Genomic DNA, 21,516 nt, shown 5'->3' with positions numbered 1-21,516 from the left:
TGCTGCAAAATAAAAGGGCTGAATCATGAGGCCCTTTTATCGTGCGCAAAAACACGTTAGCGCGTTGAATTGGCAGATTGTGAATATCTGTCTGAACTGTTCAGTACATCCACAGCTATGTGATTATGATTGATGAACAGTCACATAACAATTCCATAAAGGGGGAAAAACAGTATGAAAAGAGAGTCTTTCGGCTCACGCCTTGGTTTTATCCTGGTGTCAGCAGGATGTGCCATCGGTATTGGAAACGTGTGGAAGTTTCCGTATATCTGCGGGGCATATGGAGGCGCGGCCTTTATCCTGATCTACTTATGTTTTCTGGTTATTCTCGGTATTCCGGTTCTGGTAGCAGAATTTGCGGTAGGACGGGGAAGCCACACAAGTGTTGCGAAATGTTTTGACAAACTGGCACCTGCAGGAAGCAGCTGGAAGCCATTGAAATTTATTGGTATTATTGGATGTTATATGCTGATGATGTTTTACACAACAGTAGGAGGATGGATGATCTACTATTGTGTGAAGAGTCTGCGGGGAGATTTCGTTGGAGCGACTCCGGAAGCAGTAACACAGTCTTTTTCCGATATGCTGGGAAATGCACCGACGATGATGTTATGGATGGTGATCATCTGTCTGATCGGATTTGCAGTCTGTTTCATGGGATTGCAGAATGGTATTGAAAAAATCTCCAAAGTAATGATGAGTGCACTGCTTATCATTATGGTGATCCTTGCGGTTCATTCAATAATGATGGAAGGCGCGGGAGAAGGAATCCGCTTCTATCTGATTCCTGATTTTCAGAAGATTAAGGAAGCAGGAGTTGGTAATGTAGTATTTGCGGCATTGAGTCAGTCATTCTTTACATTATCTATTGGTATTGGTGCCATGCTGATCTTCGGAAGTTATCTGGACAAATCCAGAAGCCTTACCGGAGAGGCGGTAAGCATCACCGTACTCGATACCTTTGTTGCGCTGACAGCAGGATTTATCATTATTCCGGCATGCTTCTCCTATGGAATCCAGCCGGATGCAGGTCCAAGCCTTATCTTTATCACTCTGCCCAATATTTTTGCAAAGATGAGCGGAGGGGCTTTGTGGGGAAGTCTGTTCTTCCTGTTTCTGACATTTGCTGCGGTTTCAACGATCATTGCTGTATTTGAGAACCTGATCGTGTTTAATATGGAACTGTTTGGCTGGAACCGTAAAAAGAGTGTTGTTGTCTGCGCAGTTCTTGTTATGATCTTAAGTATTCCATGTGTGCTTGGATTCAATGTACTTTCCGGATTCCAGCCATTCGGAGATGGAAGCAACATCATGGATCTGGAAGACTTTATTGTTTCTAATAACCTTCTTCCTCTTGGAAGTCTTGGTTACCTTCTGTTTTGTACCAGAAAGAACGGATGGGGATGGGACAATTTCATTGCAGAGGTGAATGCCGGTACAGGCATGAAATTCCCGAAATGTCTGAAAAATTATGTTGCCTGTGGAATTCCGGCGATTATCATTGTGATCTATCTGAAAGGTTACTATGATAAATTTGCAGGTCTGGGAACAGCAGCACTGGCCGGATGGATGATCGTGGCACTGGTACTGCTGGGATTCGTATTCTACTGTGCGACAGCGAAGAAGAAAGTGAAACAGTAAGCGGAGCGCAAATATCTGCCCGACCTGAGAACAATAAAAGATGTAATTATGTCTGAGAAGAAAGATTCTTTCAGACATGGTTACATCTTTTTTTTGTTGTGGAATTGTTGTGTAAAGGTAGTGGATGCATTATTTTAGAGGATTGCTATAATGAGGCAGTTCTTCGCTGGGGTTGGTTTTGAACTGTTTACGGTATGCCCGGGAAAAAGTGCTGTATTCTGCGAACCCGCTTTCCTGTGCTGCTTTTGTCACAGGCATTCCATTTGAGATCAGAGTACGTGCCATAAGAAGCCGCTTGTTTACAATATAATTATGAAGGGTATAGCCGGTTTCTTGTTTGAACTTCCGCATCAGATGGTACTTGCTTACATAATATCTGGCAGAAAGCGTTTCTACAGACAGATCTTCTTTCAGATTGTGGTTGATATACTGAAGGATACTGGCAATCTGCGAGTCAAAGGTGTAGGATTTTTTATCAAAAATGTACTGCTTTTCCAGAAAGATACGGTTCAGATAAACCATAAACTGAAGAAAAAGTGACTGTGTCAGGATTTCCCTTCCATATTCATCGGATTTTGCAGAATTTTCCAGTTCAAACAGGATGTCTTTCATCTTTTCCTGAAGAGCAGAATTCAGACGTACCAGATTATAGCTTCGGTCATTTGCTTTCTGGAAGCATTTCAGCAGTTCCTGCCAGGGAATATCGTTTTGGATCCAGAGAATAAAACGTTCATATGGAACAGATGGATCAATCTCCGGGCGGTGGATGGCATGGCGGTTTACCAGAAGAATGTCCCATGGTTTCAGTTGATAAGCTTTTCCTTCTATATGATAAGCAGCTTTGCCGGAGATGAAGATAACTACCTTGTGAAAATCATGATAATGGTAAGAGAATTCCTTTCTGGTCTGGTCTTTAAGATGAAAAAGTCGGAATTGTTCGTTCAGGTATCCTGTTTTTTCTGTCTGATAGAACTGTTCTGATAATAACATATCTGCCTCCGATATCTGCAATGATTATTTAATCGAATCAAGCAAGTCCCCGGTGGAGATTGTGAAAAGAAATAAGCAGTGGAAAGCAATAAGCGGAGGGAAAAGTTTGATTCATGGTATAATCATATCATTTAATGCGCAAATGTACAATTATTACTAAGAATGTAACAAATAGTAACGAATATATTTTATAATTTCTGAGAAAATATGCTACAAAGATATTGACATTATTACACGATAATAGTATCATACAATTACAAAGTAATCGTAAAAACTTTGTAACTATTTCGAAATAGGGTAAAGAAATAGAAAACTGAACAGAGAGGAGTGATGTTGTTGCAAGACTGTTATATCAGAGAACTGATATAATGGTCTTTTTTGTAATACCTACAGAGCATTTTTTGCAATGTTTTAAGCATTTTACTCTATATACATGGTAAAAACAATAAAATATAATGAATATAAAGTCAGGATGTGATATGAGAAAATTACCTGACACAAAATTTAACCGAATCAAGTAAGTCCCCTGCGGAGGTTGCGAAGAGCAATAAGCAGTGGGTGGGGACTCAGACAAGTGGCGAAGTGAGTTGGGAAGATTGCCCGACAATTGATTATCGGTGCAGATACAAAAGCGGGAAGTATCCGGGATTATAAATCAGAAGGAGAGATATGGTTATGGCAAATACAATTATTATGAGTAAATATCAGGGACTTGGAAACGATTATCTGATTCTTGATCCGAAGAAAAATCAGGTACAGCTTCAGGGAAAGAAGATTGCACTTCTTTGCCAGAGAGGATTTGGGCTTGGCGCTGACGGTGTGCTCTATGGACCGGTAGAAATTGATGGGAAATTGGGTGTGCGTATTTTTAACGCAGACGGAAGTGAATCTGCCATCAGTGGAAACGGCGTGCGTATTTTTGCCAAATATCTGATGGATAATGAATATATTACTGAGAAAAAATTTGACATTGAAACTATGTCAGGCACGATTCATGTGGAATGCCTGAACAGCCGGGCAACGGAATTTAAAGTAAACATGGGAAAACCATCTTTTATTTCCAGCGATATCCCTGTTTCCGGTGAAGTTCGTGAAGTAATTAAGGAGAATTTCGTATTCCATGGAAAAGAATACAAGGCTACCTGCCTGACAGTTGGTAATCCACACTGCATTATTTTTACAGACAATGTAAGTGCAGAAGCTGTAAAGAATCTGGGACCTTATGTGGAAAATGCAGATGAATTTCCGGAGAGAATGAACCTGCAGATTTGCCGTCAGGTCGACAAGGGAAATCTGGAGATTGAAATCTGGGAAAGAGGTTCCGGATATACAAAGGCTTCCGGAACAGGAAGCTGTGCGGCAGCAGCGGCAGCCTATAAGCTGGGGCTGGTAGAATCCCGTATTAATGTAAATCAGCCGGGCGGAATGATACAGATCGATATGGAAGAGGACGGAACTATCTATATGACAGGAACAGTGGGATATATTGCAGATATAAGTGTTGCAGAGAGCTTCTTCTCATAAATTACACAGACTTTATGCGTAATTCAGTGTAAAGTCTGATTACCCACAGTGTGAAATGATTGTTACGATAAATGATCATCTCACGCTGTGGGTAATTCTTTGTTTGTAATTTGATTAAAGATATGTTATTATTTTAAACGAATTAATTTATAGCAATTCAGTCGGTTATCCACAGGGAGTCCGACAGAGAATATTTATAATAAGAAAGTGGGTGAAGCTGTGGTTGAATTAGACCAGTTCAAGAGTATTCTTGCGACTTATACAGAACCATTAGTGGAAGTGAGGGATTCACTTTGACCTGGCTAACAAAGAGCAGAAGGTCGAAGAATTAGAGCGCGAAATGGAAGCGCCTGATTTCTGGGATGATGCAGAAGTTTCCCAGAAGAAAATGAAAGAATTAAAAGACATGAAAGATGACATGGAGACCTATCAGAATCTGGTTACACAGATGGAAGATATGGAAACCATGATCGAGATGGGATATGAGGAGAACGATCCTGCACTGATTCCTGAGATTCAGGAAATGCTGGATGAGTTTCAGAAGGATTTTGACAATATCCGTATCAAGACACTTCTTTCCGGAGAATATGACAGTGAGAATGCTATCATTAAGCTGAATGCAGGTGCAGGCGGAACAGAGGCCTGTGACTGGTGCGGTATGCTTTACCGTATGTACAGCCGCTGGGCAGATAAGAAAGGATTTACCCTGGAAGTGTTGGATTATCTGGACGGCGATGAGGCAGGTATCAAATCGGTTACTTTCCAGGTAAACGGAACAAATGCTTACGGTTATCTGAAATCAGAGAAGGGAGTTCACCGTCTGGTGCGTATTTCTCCTTTCAATGCAGCAGGTAAGCGACAGACATCTTTTGTATCCTGTGATGTTATGCCGGATATCAAGAAGGATCTGGATGTAGAGATCAATGACGATGAGATCCGTATTGATACTTATCGAAGCAGTGGTGCCGGCGGTCAGCATATCAACAAGACATCATCTGCCATCCGTATCACACATTATCCTACCGGAATCGTGGTACAGTGTCAGAATGAACGTTCTCAGCACATGAATAAAGATAAAGCCATGCAGATGCTGAAAGCCAAGCTGTATCTTCTCAAGCAGCAGGAGGCAGAGGAAAAACTCTCCGGTATCCGCGGTGAGGTGACAGATATCGGATGGGGAAATCAGATTCGTTCTTATGTTATGCAGCCATATACCATGGTAAAGGATCATCGTACAAACGAGGAGACCGGAAATGTGGATGCAGTGCTTGACGGAGGAATTGACATTTTCATCAATGCATATCTGAAATGGATCGCACTGAAGAAATAAAAGAATAAAAAAGGCTGTCTGAAATCAGGACAGCCTTTTTCGTGTGTGCGCCATAATGATTCTGCAGAAGATATTTCTTGCGTATTTTTGTGTGGTGTGATAATATATCCAGTGTGTAAAAACAAATGTCTTTAAAGAACGGACAGGTAAATTGATATGCAGAAACCAGTAACAGAGAAAAAGAAATATTTTGTAGTGAGGGAACGAGCAGTTCCGGAAGTCCTGCTGAAGGTGGTGGAGGCAAAGAAGCTTCTGGACTCCGGCAAAGTGGACACTGTACAGGATGCAGCAGAGCGCACAGGAATCAGCAGAAGCTCTTTCTACAAATACAAAGATGATATTTTTCCATTTCATGAAGAGACAAGGGGAAAGACGATCACCTTTATTATCCAGATGGACGATGAACCGGGGCTTTTGTCGGTTGTCCTGCAGACGATTGCACGGTTTCATGGAAACATTCTCACCATTCATCAGAGTATTCCTATCAATGGGATTGCCACACTTACTCTGAGTGTGGACATTCTTCCGGGCGAGGGGGATGCAGAAGCAATGGTAGAGACGATTGAACAGAATGAAGGAATTCATTATCTGAAAATATTAGGCAGGGAGTAAAAGAAAATGATCAATGTAGCAATTTTAGGATATGGCACAGTTGGAAGCGGTGTATTTGAAGTATTAAATGAAAATAAAGAGAGCATTTCCAGACGTGCCGGACAGGAACTTCATGTAAAATATGTTCTGGATCTTCGTGATTTTCCGGGACAGCCGGTAGAGAAGGTTCTGGTCCATGATTATGAACAGATCGTCAGTGATCCGGAAGTAGATATTGTAGTAGAGGTTATGGGCGGTGTGGAGCCTGCTTATACTTTTGTAAAGAAGGCACTTCTGGCAGGAAAAAATGTCTGCACTTCCAATAAGGCTCTGGTTGCAAAGCATGGCCGCGAGCTGATGGATATTGCAAAGGAAAAGAGCATTAACTTCTTATTTGAAGCAAGCTGTGGCGGCGGAATCCCGATCATTCGTGTCATCAATTCTTCCCTTACAGGAGATGAGATTGACGAAGTAACAGGTATCCTGAACGGAACTACCAACTACATGCTTTATAAGATGAGCACAGAAGGCTGTGAATTTGACACTGTATTAAAGGAAGCACAGCAGAAGGGTTATGCAGAGGCAGATCCTACCGCCGACGTGGAAGGATACGATGCATGCCGTAAGATTGCAATCCTTTCCTCTCTTGCTTATGAGAGATATTTTGATTTTGAAGATATTTATACAGAGGGAATTACAAAGATCACACCTGAAGATATGGAGTATGCTGCGAAGCTTGGCAGAACCATCAAACTTCTTGGAACCAGCCGCAGACTGGCAGATGGAACCTGTTATGCAATGGTAGCACCGTTTATGCTCGGCCAGAACAGCCCTCTTTACAGTGTAAATGATGTGTTTAATGCAGTATTTGTACATGGAAATATGCTTGGAGATGCCATGTTCTATGGAAGCGGTGCAGGTAAACTGCCTACAGCAAGTGCTGTAGTTGGTGATATTGTGGATGCCGCAAAACATCTCCATGTTAACATTGTGACAAACTGGAACAGCACTCCGGCAGTACTGAAACCACTGGATGAAGTGACAGGAAAGTTTTTCGTGAGAATCAAAAAAGAAGCAGCAGAAGAAGCGAAGAAGGTATTTGGTGATGTTGAGATCATCAGCCTGGGACAGCTTCCACAGGAATGTGCATTTATCACTGATGAAATGACACAGGGAGCATTTGAAGAGAAACTGGCTCAGATCGGAGATCAGGTACTTGCAAAGATTCGAGTTAAAGATTGATAAACTGACAGATTTCGTGTATCATATAGTGTGCCTGATAAGGTGGACACTGATACAATACTTCAGATAAATATTTGTACAGTGATTACTGTAAACAGAACAGGAAAGGGAAGATATGAGAATCTTCTCTTTCCTGTAAACTTATTATGGAGGAAGTAAAACAATGTTGATTGTCAAGAAATTTGGCGGTACATCGGTTGCAAATAAAGAACGTATCTTTAATGTTGCCAACCGCTGTATAGAAGAGTACAGAAAAGGAAATGACGTGGTTGTCGTTCTGTCCGCAATGGGGAAATATACGGATGAACTGATCACTATGGCAAGGGATGTCAATGAGAAACCGCCGAAAAGAGAGATGGATATGCTCTTTACCATCGGAGAACAGATGTCTGTTGCACTGATGGCAATGGCGATGGATAAACTGGGAGTTCCTGCGGTTTCCCTGAATGCTTTTCAGGTTTCCATGCATACGACAAGCAGTCATGGAAATGCACGTTTAAAAAGAATTGATACAGAGCGTATCAGAAGAGAGCTGGACAGCAAAAAGATTGTAATAGTTACCGGCTTTCAGGGAGTTGACAAGTATGATGATTATACGACTCTTGGAAGAGGCGGTTCTGACACAACAGCGGTTGCTCTTGCGGCTGCTCTTCATGCAGATGCCTGTGAAATCTATACAGATGTAGATGGTGTTTACACAGCAGATCCGCGTAAGGTTCCGAAAGCAAGAAAGCTCAAAGAGATCACTTACGATGAAATGCTTGACCTTGCGACTCTCGGGGCAGGTGTGCTTCACAACCGTTCTGTGGAGATGGCGAAGAAATATGGCGTGCCGCTTGTGGTACGTTCAAGTTTAAACAACAGTGAAGGAACTGTGGTAAAGGAGGAAGTTACAGTGGAGAGAATGTTGATCAGCGGTGTTGCGCTGGATACAGATGCAGTGAGAATTGCGGTAATCGGATTAAAGGATGAGCCGGGTGTAGCTTTTAAATTATTTGATACCCTTGCGAAGAAGAATATTAATGTAGATGTGATCCTGCAGTCTATCGGACGTGCGGGCAGAAAGGACATTTCCTTCACAGTCGATGGAAATGATCTGGATGATGCAGTTGCAGTTCTGGATGCAAATCAGGCAAGACTTGGATTTGCAGAGCTTCATTCTGAGAGAAATATTGCGAAGCTTTCCATCGTAGGTGCAGGAATGATGAGTAATCCCGGAGTAGCTGCAAAGATGTTTGAGAGCCTCTATAATGAGGGCGTAAACATCAACATGATCTCTACATCCGAGATTCGTGTGACAGTTCTGATCAATGAAAAGGACGGCGTGCGCGCAATGAATGCAGTACATGATGCCTTTGGTCTGGCAGACTGATTTAGGAGAATTACATGACATCGAGACGTGAATTAAAAAACTATGCGAAGCAGGCCATGTCAGGAAAATATGGGATACTGATTCTGGCATTTGTTGCAGTTCAGGCACTGGCTCTGATCAGCAGCATGATATCCTCGGCTTTATTTCCGGGAGAGGAAACAATTGATATTGTGTTGTCGTATGCATTTACATTTATTCTGACTCTGCTGATCAATGTGGTAGCGGCAGGTATGAATTATATGTATCTGAATATTGCCAGAGGGAAAGCATATTCATTGAATGAGCTGTTTTATTTTTACAGACATCACCCGGACAGAGTGATCGTTGCCGGATTTTTTATGGCAGTACTGAATCTGCTTACCATGCTGCCCTATACGATTTACAGTAATGCGAATCTTCCGGGTGAAGATGCTTCTGTGGAGGTGCTGATCACCTGGCTGTATACAGGTGTTGTTCTGATGATCGTTGGAATGATTGTTTATCAGATTCTGGTTATTCCTCTGGAGATGACTTATTATATTCTGGCAGATAAGCCGGAATTGAAAAGTACAGAGGCTATGAAAGAGAGTCTGGAGATGATGCATGGAAACTTCGGAAGATATCTGATGCTGAAGATAAGCTTTATCCCATTGATGTTTCTTTCTGTTTTTACATTCTATATTGCACTCTTGTGGATATTTCCATATATGGCTATGACAGAAGTAATGTTCTATCGTGATCTGACAGGGGAGCTTAAAGTGCAGAAAGAGGAAGAAGAACGTGCAGCACGAGACTATGTGAATCCCATGTTTGACAGCCATTCACAGAGTGAACAGCCACAGGAAGAACAGACGCATCCGCAGCAGTTCTGGCGTATGCCGGAAGAACCGGTTTCTTATGAAAACGAAGATGAACAGAATATTACGGACAGCACAGAAATACAGAATGTTCAGACAGATATGGATGATAAAAAAGAGCAGAATGATTCATCACCAAAAGAAGAGGAAGAAGACAACGAACCGAAACCATGGGATGAATATTTTGACAGTCTGAAATAAAAATACAGTTTATTAAATTGAAGACCTTTTTGCTATGATATACGTTATCAGAAGAAAAAGGTCTTTTCTATAGCAATTCAAGAAAAGAGAAAGGGTTTTTACGATTATGAATACAAATGAGATCAGTGGAAAGCGTCAATTGGAATTTTTGGCAGATTTTGATTATATCAGAGAGGCAGGAACTGCAGGAGAAGAAAAAGCAGTAGAAAGGATTCAGAAAACTCTGGACAGTTTTGGCGTGGAGAGTCATCTGGAAGAATTTTCTTTTGATACCTTTCAGATAAAAAAAGCAAAGCTGAAAGTAACAGAGCCATACACAAAAGAATACACAGTAACCGGATATGGAAGATGCGGAAACACAGCAGAGGACGGGCTGGAAGCACCATTTGCGTATGCAGAGAACGGTGATGATATCAGCCTTGCACATGTCAGCGGAAAGATTGTTATGGTAAATGATCCAGTGAGAAAAGATATGTACCGGAAGCTGGTGAAAGCCGGTGCTGTGGGATTCATCAGTATTGCAGGTTCTCCGTTAGATGGAGGCGTGGATCTGGTTCCACGTGCATACGCTCTGCCAAAGAATCTGCCGGGAGAAGAGAAAAAAGAAGCAGGAAGAGAAGCTGTCAATTATGATAACAGGATTCCTGGCGTAAGCATTCATTACAAAGATGCCATCGAACTGGTGACGAAAGGTGCATCTCAGGTATGTTTATCTGTAGAGCAGGAGATAGTAACACGTACATCCCGTAATGTAGTGGCACGTATCGAGGGGACAGATAAGGCAGAGGAAATCCTGACTCTGACTGCACATTATGATTCTGTTCCGGAGGGACCGGGGGCGTATGATAATATGTCCGGAGCAGCGATCATTATGGAACTGTGCAGATATTTCCATGCACACAGACCACGCAGAACAATGGAATTCATATGGTTTGGCGCAGAAGAGAAAGGTCTGCTGGGAAGTCAGAATTATATCAAAATTCATGAAAATGAACTTTCGGCACATCGTTTTAACATGAATGTAGATCTTGCCGGACAGCTTGTAGGCGGAACTGTAGCAGGGGTCACCGGTGATGCGTCTGTCTGCAGTATACTCACATATATGGCTCATGAAATCGGTATCGGAATGTCAACGAAGAATCAGATATGGGGAAGTGATTCCAATGCTTTTGCATGGAAAGGAATCCCTGCAATGACTCTGAACAGAGATGGGTTTGGCATGCATACCCGTCACGACACCATTGCACTGCTGTCAGACTGGTCATTGGAGAGAAGTGCAGTTCTGCTCGGCTATATTGCAGACAGACTGGGAAATATTGAAGGCTTTCCGTTTGAACGGAAGGTTCCGGAGGAATTTATTGCACAGCTTAATGAATATTTTGGGTAATTTACTTTTTATACGCTGTTATCCTGTGGGATTTTGACATATGTATGCCAAAATCCCGCACTTGACAAATCACTGCCAGATTGATACCCTATCACAAGAGCGTTTTTGATGATAAAAAATCAATCTGAATTCTGACAAGCGTGCCGACAAGTTGATTCTTGAAACAATCTTGCAGGATAAATTTTTTTATTTCAAGGCGGAGGAAGGAGGCGTAGCGGTGGCTACGGCGACCGACGACAACGCGGAAATAAGAAATTTAGACGCAAGATTGTTCGAGAAATCAACTTGTTGGCACACAAGCAACAAGAGGAGAGAAACAAATAATGGATATTATTCAGGTAATCACACAGGAATTGAAGGTGGAGAAATGGCAGGTAGAAGCCGCAGTCAAATTAATTGACGAAGGCAACACCATCCCATTCATTTCCCGATACAGAAAAGAAGCAACAGGTTCCCTTAATGATGAGCAGCTTCGTGCACTCTTTGAGAGACTGACGTATCTGAGAAATCTGGAAGATAAGAAGAATCAGGTATTAAAGAGCATCGAAGACCAGGGCAAGCTGACTGAGGAACTGAAGAAACAGATTCTGGATGCCCAGACACTGGTTGTAGTAGAGGACTTATACAGACCATATCGCCCGAAACGTCGTACCCGTGCGACAATTGCCAAAGAGAAAGGTCTGGAACCACTGGCAGATATCATTCTTCTGCAGATGACAGACAAGCCGGTAGAAGAGGAAGCCAGGGCGTATGTCTCCGAAGAAAAGGGTGTTAAGAATGTTGCAGAAGCATTGAATGGAGCTAAAGATATTATTGCAGAGCGTATTTCCGATGAAGCAGACTATCGTATCTACATCCGTAACCTGACAACAAAGAACGGAAGTATTTCTTCCACAGCAAAGAATGCGGAAACTCAGTCCGTATATGAGATGTATTATGAATTCGAGGAGCCGGTCAGGAAACTGGCAGGACACCGTATTCTTGCGTTAAACCGTGGTGAGAAAGAGAAATTTATCACTGTTAAAGTAAATGCACCGGAGGAAGACATCCTTCGTTATTTGAATAAGAGAGTGATCAAAAAAGATAACCCGAATACAACTCCGATTCTGAAAGCAGTTGTAGAAGACAGTTACAAACGTCTGATCGGACCGGCTATCGAGCGAGAAATCCGCAGTGACCTTACTGATAAGGCAGAAGACGGCGCGATCCATGTATTCGGCAAGAATCTGGAACAGCTTCTGATGCAGCCTCCAATCGCTGGCAAAGTCGTACTTGGATGGGACCCTGCGTTCCGTACAGGCTGTAAGCTGGCAGTTGTAGATGCAACAGGTAAAGTTCTGGATACAACAGTTGTTTATCCCACAGCTCCGACTACTGAGAAAAAGATCCGTGCTGCCAAGGATACAGTGGAAGGTATGATCGAAAAATACGGTGTATCCCTTATTTCAGTAGGAAACGGTACAGCATGTCGTGAATCCGAGCAGGTGATCGTAGATATGCTCAAAGAAATCCCGGAAAAAAAGGTGCAGTATGTTATCACAAATGAGGCAGGAGCATCTGTGTATTCTGCAAGCAAACTGGCTACAGAGGAATTCCCGAACTTTGATGTAGGACAGAGAAGTGCAGCTTCCATTGCAAGACGTGTACAGGATCCGCTTGCAGAACTGGTTAAGATCGATCCGAAATCTATCGGTGTGGGTCAGTATCAGCATGATATGAACCAGAAGAAACTGGATGAAGCATTAAGCGGCGTTGTAGAAGACAGTGTAAATAAAGTTGGTGTAGATTTAAATACAGCATCTGCATCTCTGCTTGAGTATATTTCCGGTATCAGCAAAGCAATTGCCAAAAATATCGTAGCTTACAGAGAAGAGAACGGTCAGTTTACAGACAGAAAAGAACTTCTCAAAGTAGCGAAACTAGGACCGAAGGCATTTGAACAGTGTGCAGGTTTCATGCGTATTTCCGGTGGAAAGAATCCTCTGGATGCAACAAGTGTACATCCTGAAAGCTATGAAGCAGCATCTGCACTTCTTTCAAAACTTGGATATAAGCCAAATGATGTTGTGGCAGGAAATCTCCTTGGACTTTCCCTGCAGGTAAAAGACTATAAGAAAATGGCAGCAGAACTGGGAATCGGTGAGATCACACTTCGTGATATTGTAAAGGAACTGGAGAAACCGGCCCGTGATCCTCGTGATGACATGCCGAAACCGATCCTTCGTTCAGACGTTCTTGAAATGAAAGATCTGAAAGAAGGAATGGTGCTGAAGGGAACTGTCCGTAATGTTATTGATTTCGGTGCATTTGTAGATATCGGTGTACATCAGGACGGTCTGGTGCACATTTCCGAGATGACAGAGAGATTTATCAAACATCCTCTGGAAGCGGTGAGTGTAGGGGATATCGTAGATGTAAGAGTAATCGGAGTTGATATGAAGAAAAAACGTATCAGCTTATCCATGAAAGGATTAAATAAATAACATCAATAAAACAGGGATTACCACTGCAGACCGGATATCTGCAGGAGTGATCCCTGTTTTTGGGGGTACTGCTGTCTGCAGTAACAGTTATTCTGTTTCCCGGTGTGATGTGAGGTGTTCTTCAAGGCTGCGTGCTGCAATGCTCTGTGGCCTTTTTACATTGCGGATCAGACAGATCTTTCGTTCAGGAAGAGGCTCTTCAATGGGAATCTGGACGATTTTCCCCTGAGCAATATGTTCAGCAGCAAGCTCTTCAGGGAAGAATCCGATTCCCAGGTTGTGCTGCACCATAGGGAAGATCTGGTCAGTAGTTGCCACTTCCATATCAGGTGAGAAGGGAAGATTATGGCGCATAAAATACTGTGTATATAATTCTCTTGTACTGCTTCCGGGAGCAATCCCGATCAGAGGGATATCCTGCAGATCCTGAAGACAGTGTTTGTTGGAAGCTGTTTCTGCATATTCCTCTCCGCCTATAAGAATCTCGCGGAAAGAATAGAGGGGAATTCTCTGAAGTGGTTTTTTCAGAGCGACAGGTGTGGTAACTACTGCAAAGTCTACCAGACCGTTTTCCAGTGCCTGAACTGCCTGTGGTGTGGAATGATTAGAAATCCTCAGCTTTACATGTGGATAACGGTGATGAAAGACTTCCAGTTCGTTCAGCAGGAATAAACGCAGTGCGATTTCACTGGCACCAATATTTACAAGTCCGCTTTCCAGACCTTTATCTTTGAGAAGTTCATTTTCTCCTGATACAAGCTGTTCTATTGCAATTGATACATGTTCAAAAAGTCTTTCTCCTTCAATGGTCAGCTGTACTCCGCGATTGGAACGGATAAAAAGTTTACATCCCAGCTCATTCTCCAGAATATTCATACACCGGGTAATGTTAGGCTGATTGTTTCCCATAACGTCGGCTGCTTTGGAAAAACTCTTATACTGGGCAACATAGTAAAAAATACGATAATAATCAAGAATCATGATACAGTCGGCTCCTTATGCTATATAAAAATAGAATATCTGATATAGAAAAATAACGTTTGTATATCAATGTGTGAATCAGTATAATACGACTGGGTCAAAAAATCAATATAAAAGTCCTGACAATAGGACGGAGACCAAAAGGAAAGGGAGATTACCGAATATGACAACAGCGAATAAGACAATTAAGATCAATGACGTGGAGGCAGCAAAGAAACTGGTCAGTGCGGCAGTCAGATGTCCATTTGATATTGATATTGTATTTAAAGGAAAAATTTTTATTGATGCCAAATCTATTCTCGGAGTATTAAGTCTTGGCGTGGAAGAACCTCTGGAACTTAAATATGATGGCTATGATGAAGATTTTGAATCAGTGATCGCAGGTCTGGCATGTTAAGATTAAAGAAAGGAATTCACAGGTGCAGATGACATCTACAAATCTTCTATATATTTATGTGATTATCATTAATATAGTCACATTTTTTATCTATGGCTTGGATAAAAGCAGGGCAAAAGCCGGACAGTGGCGCATACCGGAAGCGCAGCTGATATTTCTGGCGGTGATCGGAGGGTCGGTGGGAGCTCTGGCCGGTATGAAGGTATTTCATCATAAAACAAGAAAGCCGAAATTTAAGACAGGAGTTCCGGCGATACTGATTATTCAACTAATTATTTATTTTCTGTTTTTGGGAAATGAGGGGATTATTCTGCGCTTATAGCAATCCTTATAAATAATGCATATTGATTTTAGCTCATCAGAGCGTGAAATCCTGTGTCAGTAAAGCGGATATATTGTCCACTTTCTTTTTTTGCCCGAATAAAATTGATTGTTACAGAGAATGAGGTATGTTATGCTACTCTTATATGAGAATTGCGGGATCTGCAAAGCAGCGGAGTAATTCGTAGATATCAAGTCAGGGGAAAGACATCTTTTAACCCTGATATTATATGAAAAGCTGCCTGTTAAGTGAAAGCAGGGCAGAAAAATAATACATGACAAAATATAAGAGAGCAGGTGAAAAATATTGGAACAGGAAATTCAGGAGGCAAAAAGTTTATATTACAGCTATAAGCAGTATTTTTCAGACTATCTTCCGGCTTTGACGAAACTGGGATTGAAAGTAGTAATGGCATTGCTGGTATTTGTGGGCGGGCGCAAAGTGATCCAGTGGTTTGTTTCTTTCATAAAGAAGTCCATGGAGCGTGCGTCTGTAGACAAAGGTGTGATCCAGTTTACAGGGTCGCTGTTGAGAATTGTACTTTACATTTTGCTGGTATTTAGCATTGCCACTCATTTTGGTGTAAAGGAATCTTCTATTGCAGCACTGCTTGGTACTGCCGGTGTAACGGTAGGTCTTGCATTGCAGGGCGGCCTTGCAAATATCGCAGGCGGGATCATGCTTCTGATCTTCAAACCATTTCAGGTGGGGGATTATATCATTATCGCACAGCAGAATGGGTGCGAAGGAACTGTATACAAAATAGAAATCTGTTATACAACTCTGATTTCCATAGATAACAAACACATTGTAATCCCAAATGGAACGCTGTCCGGCAGCATTATTACAAATGTAACTGCCAGAGATCTTCGTAAGCTGGAGATCAAAGTAGGAATTTCTTATGATTCAGACATTAAGAAAGCAAAAGCAATCCTAGAAGAAATCCTTCATAATGATGAAGATACGAAAGACGACCAGGGAATGGTGGTGTTTGTAGATGAGCTTGGAGAGAGCGCAGTGGTCATGGGCCTGCGTGTGTGGGTGGCTACGGAGAAATACTGGCCTGCCAGGTGGCGGCTTAATGAACTGATCAAAGAAGCATTTGATGCAAACGGAATTGAAATCCCGTACAATCAGTTACAGGTTCATGTGAAGAAACAGATATGATAACAACATAAGTCCTCTGAACCAACTATAAGGTTTAGAGGATTTATTGTTTGTACAGATTATAGCCAAATAATACCAAACAAGAATAAATAATCCTTGAACGATGGTGATTTATACCAATTTCACTGTCAGATATTGGTATAATACCACCAAAATAATATAAAATACGACAAAATAATTGACAATAGGACAACAGATTGCTATACTGGAGTCAAGTTAAACAACTAAGTGTTTTTATGAAGATGCAAAGGCGCATGTAAGTAAATGGATTGCTGCACGATTTTTATACATTGCAAAGACGCAAAAATATAAAAACACTTTTTTTGTACCCAAAATTAACTTCGTGATTGTAACTAAGTAACAATGTACAGAAAGAAAAGGAGAGAAAACTATGAAAATGTACAAAAAAGTTATGGCAGCAGCTCTTGCAGGAGTAATGACAGTTTCCATGTCCGCTACAGCATTTGCAGCAGATGATGACGGCTATATTCTCAAAGCCACAAATGAAGATTCCAAATCATCCGACAATGATCTGGTGATCGCAATCGAAGGAAGCGTAAGCTCCATGGATCCGGCAAACATTCCGGATACAAACGCAATCTCTGCTACACGTGGTGTATACGAGACACTGGTTTCTTTTGATGAGAACCAGGAATTAACAGGCAAACTTGCTGAATCATGGGAAGTTTCCGATGACTCTCTTACTTATACTTTCAAACTTCGTCAGGGCGTTAAATTCCAGGACGGAACAGACTTCAATGCAGCAGCAGTTAAAGCAAACTACGATCGTGTAGTTAACAAAGACAACAACCTTCGCCAAAGAAGAACATTTATCGTAACTAACGAAGACGGATCTGAAACACCTCGTGTAGACAGCATTGAAACACCGGATGATTACACACTGGTTATCAAACTGACACAGGCATGGGCACCATTTATCAACCGTCTGACACAGTTCTGTATCATCAGCCCTGCAGCTCTTGAAGAGTATGGCAATGATATCATGAACCATCCATGCGGAACCGGCCCATATGTATGTACAGAATGGGAAGAGGGAGACCACACAAGCTTTAAGCGCAATGATGATTATTGGGGAGACAAACCGGGCGTTGACACTGTAACAATCAAAGAGGTTCCGGAAGCAGGTGCACGTACAGCTATGCTTCAGACAGGTGAAGCAGACTTCATCTATCCTACACCGTCTGACCAGATCGAAGCAATCAAAGGAACAGACGATGTAAATATCCTTACAACAGACTCTAACATCATGAGATATGTAACTCTGAACATGGATCTGGAACAGCTTTCTGATGTAAAAGTACGTCAGGCTATGAACTATGCGATTGACAAAGATGCATACATCCAGTTAATGTATTCCGGATACGGAAAACCGGCTACATCTGTAGTTCCATCTATCATCGGCGGATATGAAGAGCAGGAAGCTTACACATATGATGTAGACAAAGCAAAAGAACTTATGAAAGAAGCCGGATACGAAGACGGATTCAAACTTACTCTGTGGGGCGATAACACAACACAGGAAATCAAAGGTATGACATTTATTTCCCAGCAGCTTGCTCAGATCGGTATCGAAGTTGACGTTCAGCCAATGGAGCCTGCAACTGTAAGTGACAAGATTTATGTTGACAAAGAAGATGCTGAGATCAATATGTGGTATGTAAACTGGTCTGCATCTGACTTCACAATGGATGGTTCTTTACGTTCCCTGCTTTACAGCACAATGTGCCCTCCTACAAGTGCAAACACAGCATACTTCAACGATGCTGATTTTGATAAAGATATGGACGAAGGTCTTGCAACAGCTAACGAAGAAGAGCAGGCTAAATACTACGGCGATGCTCAGAAGATCGCATGGGAAGCATGCCCATGGTTATTCCTTGGCAATGACCAGATCATCTATTCTACAAAATCTTATCTGTCTGGCGTATATGTATCTCCGGATGGAGCATTTAACTTCGCAAATGCAACTTTAGCACAGTAGTAATTTGTTTGAGAACAGGCTGCGAAGAACATAAATCTGGCGGCCTGATCTGAAATTGCAGCAATTCCATAAAAATACTGCCGATACAGCAGTGTGAATACAGGACAAAGATGTTCAAACCGAAGAACTGCCATAAGATTCACTATGGCAGTTCTCCGACTATAAAGCATCAAATATAAACAACAGGTAAGAAAATGATAAGGAGGAAAAATATGGGACGTTATTTAGGTAAACGTTTGATAAGCACGATCCCGCTGCTTCTGGTTATCTCATTCGTAGTATTTATGTTTATCCATATGATTCCCGGTGATCCGGCAAGACTGGTAGCCGGTCAGGATGCAACAAAGGAAGATGTGGCAGTTGTACGTGAACAGCTGGGACTGGATGAGCCACTACTTGTACAGTATGGCAAATATATGAAAGGTCTTTTTACAGGAGATCTGGGAAGCTCTATCAAAAACGGTAAAACCGTAACAGAGACAATCGCACCAAGACTGAAACCAACTATCATGCTGACATTCTCATCCATGATATGGGCTGCGATCATCGGTATTGCGATTGGTATTATCGCTGCCGTATTTCATGGCAGAATTCTTGATTATGTAGGTATGATCATAGCAATCGCAGGTATATCTGTTCCAAGTTTCTGGTTAGGTCTGGAATTAATCCAGCTTTTCTCAGTAAGCCTGGGATGGCTTCCAACCAGTGGACTGGAAACCTGGAAGAGCTATATTCTTCCATCACTTACAATGGGAGCAGGAATCATGGCCGTACTTGCCAGATTTTCCAGATCTTCCATGCTTGAAACCATGCGTGAGGACTATGTGCGTACCGCACGCGCCAAAGGTCTTTCTGAATCACTGGTTGTTATGCGCCATGCATTTAAGAACTCTCTGATCGAGATCGTAACAGTAGCCGGACTTCAGATCGGTGGTCTCCTTTCCGGATCTGTTATGGCAGAGACAGTATTCTCCATCCCCGGGCTTGGACGTCTTCTGGTAGACTCCATCCAGATGAGAGATTACAAAGTTGTTCAGGCATTACTGCTGTTCTTTGCTACAGAATATATCCTGATCAACCTGATCGTAGATGTTCTTTATGGCGTGATTAACCCAAGAGTACGTTATGAGTAGAGGAGGAGAGAAGATGGCAGATAAGAACACAACATCAAATATTAACCTTGCTGCTGCCGAAGAACTCCCTAAGGCACAGAGCAAGTTCAAAGAATTTGTCAAGAAATTCATGAAGAGAAAAACAGCAGTGATTTCTCTGGCATTTATAGTTTTTATTATCTTAATGGCGATCATTGGACCATATGTAGTTCCGTATGATCCGCAGGCACCGGATTACACAGCTATGATGCAGGGGCCAAGCGCAGCCCACATTTGGGGAACCAATGAATACGGACAGGATGTTTTCTCCCGTCTGATGGTTGGTACCAGACTTTCTCTTACATGCGCGCTGACAGCGACGATCATTGGTACGGCTATCGGTGTTGTTCTCGGACTGATCGCAGGTTTCTACGGCGGAATTATCGATGCCCTGATTATGAGATGCTGTGATGTACTTTTCGCTTTCCCTGATATCCTGCTGGCTATCGCAGTTGTTGCCATCATCGGACAGGGTATGGTAAACGTTATGATCGCAGTTGCGGTATTTACAGTGCCGTCCTTCGCACGAATCATACGAAGCGCGACGATTTCCGTAAAGCAGGCTCCTTATGTAGAGGTTGCCCGTTCCCTGGGATGTTCAAACACAAGAATCCTGTTTGTACATATTTTCCCTGGTACGATCCAGTCTATGATCGTTAACTTTACCATGCGTGTAGGCACTGCAATCCTTGCTGCATCATCCTTAAGCTTCCTGGGATTCGGTGCAAATGTTACAGAGCCTGACTGGGGTTCCATGCTTTCCACAGGACGTAACTATCTGAATACAGCTCCTCACATGGTACTGTTCCCTGGTATTCTGATCTTCCTTACAGTTCTGGCATTCAACCTGCTGGGCGACGGTCTCAGAGATACCCTGGATCCAAAGATGAACTAGGAGGAAGAAACCATGGCAGAAAAATTATTAGAAGTAAAAAACCTCCGTACGGAGTTTAAAAGAGATAAAACATGGGTGACAGCAGTTAATAATGTAAGTTTCTCCATTCAGCCAGGTGAGATTCTTGGTCTGGTAGGAGAGTCCGGATGCGGTAAATCCGTAACCTCCCTTTCCATTATGAAACTTCTGGCACGTAACAGTAAGATTTCCAACGGTGAGATCCTGCTTAATGGCAAGGATCTTCTCAAAGAAGATAAAAAAGGCATGAGAAAGATCAGAGGACGTGAAGTTGCCATGATCTTCCAGGAGCCGATGAACTCTCTGAACCCATGTATGAGAATTGAGAAACAGCTGACAGAAGCAATCCTGCTCCATAACAATTTCTCAAAAGAAGAAGCGCACAACAGAGCATTCGAAGTACTGAAATCAGTAGGTATCCCTGAACCGGATATGACATTAAAGAGTTATCCGCACCAGCTTTCAGGCGGTATGTGCCAGCGTGTTATGATTGCTATGGCAATGTCCTGTGAGCCGGAGCTTCTTATTGCGGATGAGCCGACTACAGCCCTTGACGTTACCATTCAGGCACAGATCCTGGAGCTGATGGAGGACATCAGGGCAAAGAAGAATACAGGTATTCTGATGATCACACATGACCTTGGTGTTGTTGCTGAAATGTGTTCCAGAGTTGTTGTTATGTATGCCGGCCGAATTGTAGAAGAAGCGCCTGTGCAGGAACTTTTTGCAGATCCGAAACATCCATATACACAGGGGCTGATTGGTTCTGTACCGAAACTTGGAAGTGGTGTGGAATCTCTTCCGTCTATTCCGGGAAGCGTACCGGATCTGTCCGTAATGCCGAAAGGATGTAAGTTTGCACCGAGATGTAAATATGCAATGGATATCTGTCATCAGCAGGAGCCGGAGCTTGCAGATATCAACGAAGCAGGCACCAGAAAATGCAGATGCCATCTGCTCAACAAAACTGGAAAGGAGGCGTAACC

At 42.4% G+C, this 21,516-nt stretch carries 18 protein-coding genes; 16 read left to right on the top strand and 2 right to left on the bottom strand.

Features of this window, described 5'->3' with window-relative positions; all coding sequences use genetic code 11:
* The first annotated feature begins 174 nt into the window (after window positions 1-174).
* On the top strand, window positions 175-1,641 hold the full coding sequence (locus LJE12_RS07445) for a sodium-dependent transporter (RefSeq protein WP_227226596.1): 1,467 nt from the start codon (window positions 175-177) through the stop codon (window positions 1,639-1,641).
* 129 nt (window positions 1,642-1,770) lie between these two features.
* Here the strand turns inward: LJE12_RS07445 and LJE12_RS07440 are convergent, their stop codons facing one another.
* Entirely contained in the window at window positions 1,771-2,631 is an 861-nt protein-coding gene (locus LJE12_RS07440; protein WP_008706276.1) for a helix-turn-helix domain-containing protein, read from the bottom strand.
* 675 nt (window positions 2,632-3,306) lie between these two features.
* On the opposite strand from LJE12_RS07440, the gene dapF reads away from it, so the two are divergent.
* From dapF to LJE12_RS07400, 8 genes are all read left to right on the top strand, one after another.
* A complete protein-coding gene (gene dapF / locus LJE12_RS07435) occupies window positions 3,307-4,155 on the top strand; it encodes a diaminopimelate epimerase (RefSeq protein ID WP_331466099.1) in 849 nt (282 codons plus the stop codon).
* Between the two features lie 219 nt (window positions 4,156-4,374).
* Window positions 4,375-5,485 (top strand): peptide chain release factor 2 gene (gene prfB, locus LJE12_RS07430; RefSeq protein WP_096788358.1). Its coding sequence is split into 2 segments (ribosomal slippage): window positions 4,375-4,449 and window positions 4,451-5,485, totalling 1,110 coding nucleotides; the frame shifts between segments, so codons are not numbered across the junction.
* A 156-nt stretch (window positions 5,486-5,641) separates the two neighbouring features.
* Window positions 5,642-6,097, top strand: a complete 456-nt coding sequence (locus LJE12_RS07425; RefSeq protein WP_008706279.1) for an ACT domain-containing protein — start codon at window positions 5,642-5,644, stop codon at window positions 6,095-6,097.
* A 6-nt stretch (window positions 6,098-6,103) separates the two neighbouring features.
* Complete coding sequence (locus LJE12_RS07420) at window positions 6,104-7,318, top strand: homoserine dehydrogenase (protein WP_008706280.1); 1,215 nt, start codon at window positions 6,104-6,106, stop codon at window positions 7,316-7,318.
* A 163-nt stretch (window positions 7,319-7,481) separates the two neighbouring features.
* Window positions 7,482-8,690, top strand: coding sequence for an aspartate kinase (locus LJE12_RS07415; protein ID WP_062808119.1), 1,209 nt, complete (start codon window positions 7,482-7,484; stop codon window positions 8,688-8,690).
* 14 nt (window positions 8,691-8,704) lie between these two features.
* Window positions 8,705-9,727 carry a DUF975 family protein gene (locus tag LJE12_RS07410; protein ID WP_227226598.1) on the top strand — a complete coding sequence of 341 codons (1,023 nt, stop codon included), beginning with the start codon at window positions 8,705-8,707 and terminating at the stop codon, window positions 9,725-9,727.
* 106 nt (window positions 9,728-9,833) lie between these two features.
* A complete protein-coding gene (locus LJE12_RS07405) occupies window positions 9,834-11,114 on the top strand; it encodes a M28 family metallopeptidase (protein WP_227226599.1) in 1,281 nt (426 codons plus the stop codon).
* 323 nt (window positions 11,115-11,437) lie between these two features.
* On the top strand, window positions 11,438-13,597 hold the full coding sequence (locus LJE12_RS07400; protein WP_008706288.1) for a Tex family protein: 2,160 nt from the start codon (window positions 11,438-11,440) through the stop codon (window positions 13,595-13,597).
* A gap of 87 nt (window positions 13,598-13,684) precedes the next feature.
* Here the strand turns inward: LJE12_RS07400 and LJE12_RS07395 are convergent, their stop codons facing one another.
* A complete protein-coding gene (locus tag LJE12_RS07395) occupies window positions 13,685-14,578 on the bottom strand; it encodes a LysR family transcriptional regulator (protein WP_008706289.1) in 894 nt (297 codons plus the stop codon).
* A 163-nt stretch (window positions 14,579-14,741) separates the two neighbouring features.
* Here LJE12_RS07395 and LJE12_RS07390 point away from each other — a divergent pair, with 163 nt between their 5' ends.
* From LJE12_RS07390 to LJE12_RS07360, 7 genes are all read left to right on the top strand, one after another.
* Complete coding sequence (locus LJE12_RS07390; RefSeq protein WP_025578847.1) at window positions 14,742-14,975, top strand: HPr family phosphocarrier protein; 234 nt, start codon at window positions 14,742-14,744, stop codon at window positions 14,973-14,975.
* A gap of 28 nt (window positions 14,976-15,003) precedes the next feature.
* Window positions 15,004-15,297 (top strand): DUF1294 domain-containing protein, encoded by a 294-nt coding sequence (locus LJE12_RS07385; RefSeq protein WP_044996436.1) that lies wholly within the window; start codon window positions 15,004-15,006, stop codon window positions 15,295-15,297.
* A 306-nt stretch (window positions 15,298-15,603) separates the two neighbouring features.
* Window positions 15,604-16,464: a mechanosensitive ion channel family protein gene (locus LJE12_RS07380; protein WP_008706292.1), complete on the top strand. Its 861-nt coding sequence runs from the start codon at window positions 15,604-15,606 to the stop codon at window positions 16,462-16,464.
* A 391-nt stretch (window positions 16,465-16,855) separates the two neighbouring features.
* Window positions 16,856-18,466, top strand: coding sequence for a glutathione ABC transporter substrate-binding protein (locus LJE12_RS07375; protein WP_022380018.1), 1,611 nt, complete (start codon window positions 16,856-16,858; stop codon window positions 18,464-18,466).
* 212 nt (window positions 18,467-18,678) lie between these two features.
* On the top strand, window positions 18,679-19,599 hold the full coding sequence (locus LJE12_RS07370; RefSeq protein ID WP_055054016.1) for an ABC transporter permease: 921 nt from the start codon (window positions 18,679-18,681) through the stop codon (window positions 19,597-19,599).
* A gap of 13 nt (window positions 19,600-19,612) precedes the next feature.
* The gene (locus LJE12_RS07365) at window positions 19,613-20,512 is read left to right on the top strand and encodes an ABC transporter permease (RefSeq protein ID WP_025578854.1); all 900 of its coding nucleotides are present in this window, start codon (window positions 19,613-19,615) and stop codon (window positions 20,510-20,512) included.
* A 12-nt stretch (window positions 20,513-20,524) separates the two neighbouring features.
* Entirely contained in the window at window positions 20,525-21,514 is a 990-nt protein-coding gene (locus LJE12_RS07360; protein WP_022380021.1) for an ABC transporter ATP-binding protein, read from the top strand.
* The last annotated feature ends 2 nt before the right edge of the window (window positions 21,515-21,516 follow it).

It is taken from the genome of Blautia sp. DFI.6.71 (assembly GCF_020593585.1).
Taxonomy (GTDB): domain Bacteria; phylum Bacillota; class Clostridia; order Lachnospirales; family Lachnospiraceae; genus Blautia_A; species Blautia_A wexlerae.
Note: the sequence above shows the minus strand (reverse complement) of the source record. Positions and strands in the feature narration are given on the sequence as shown.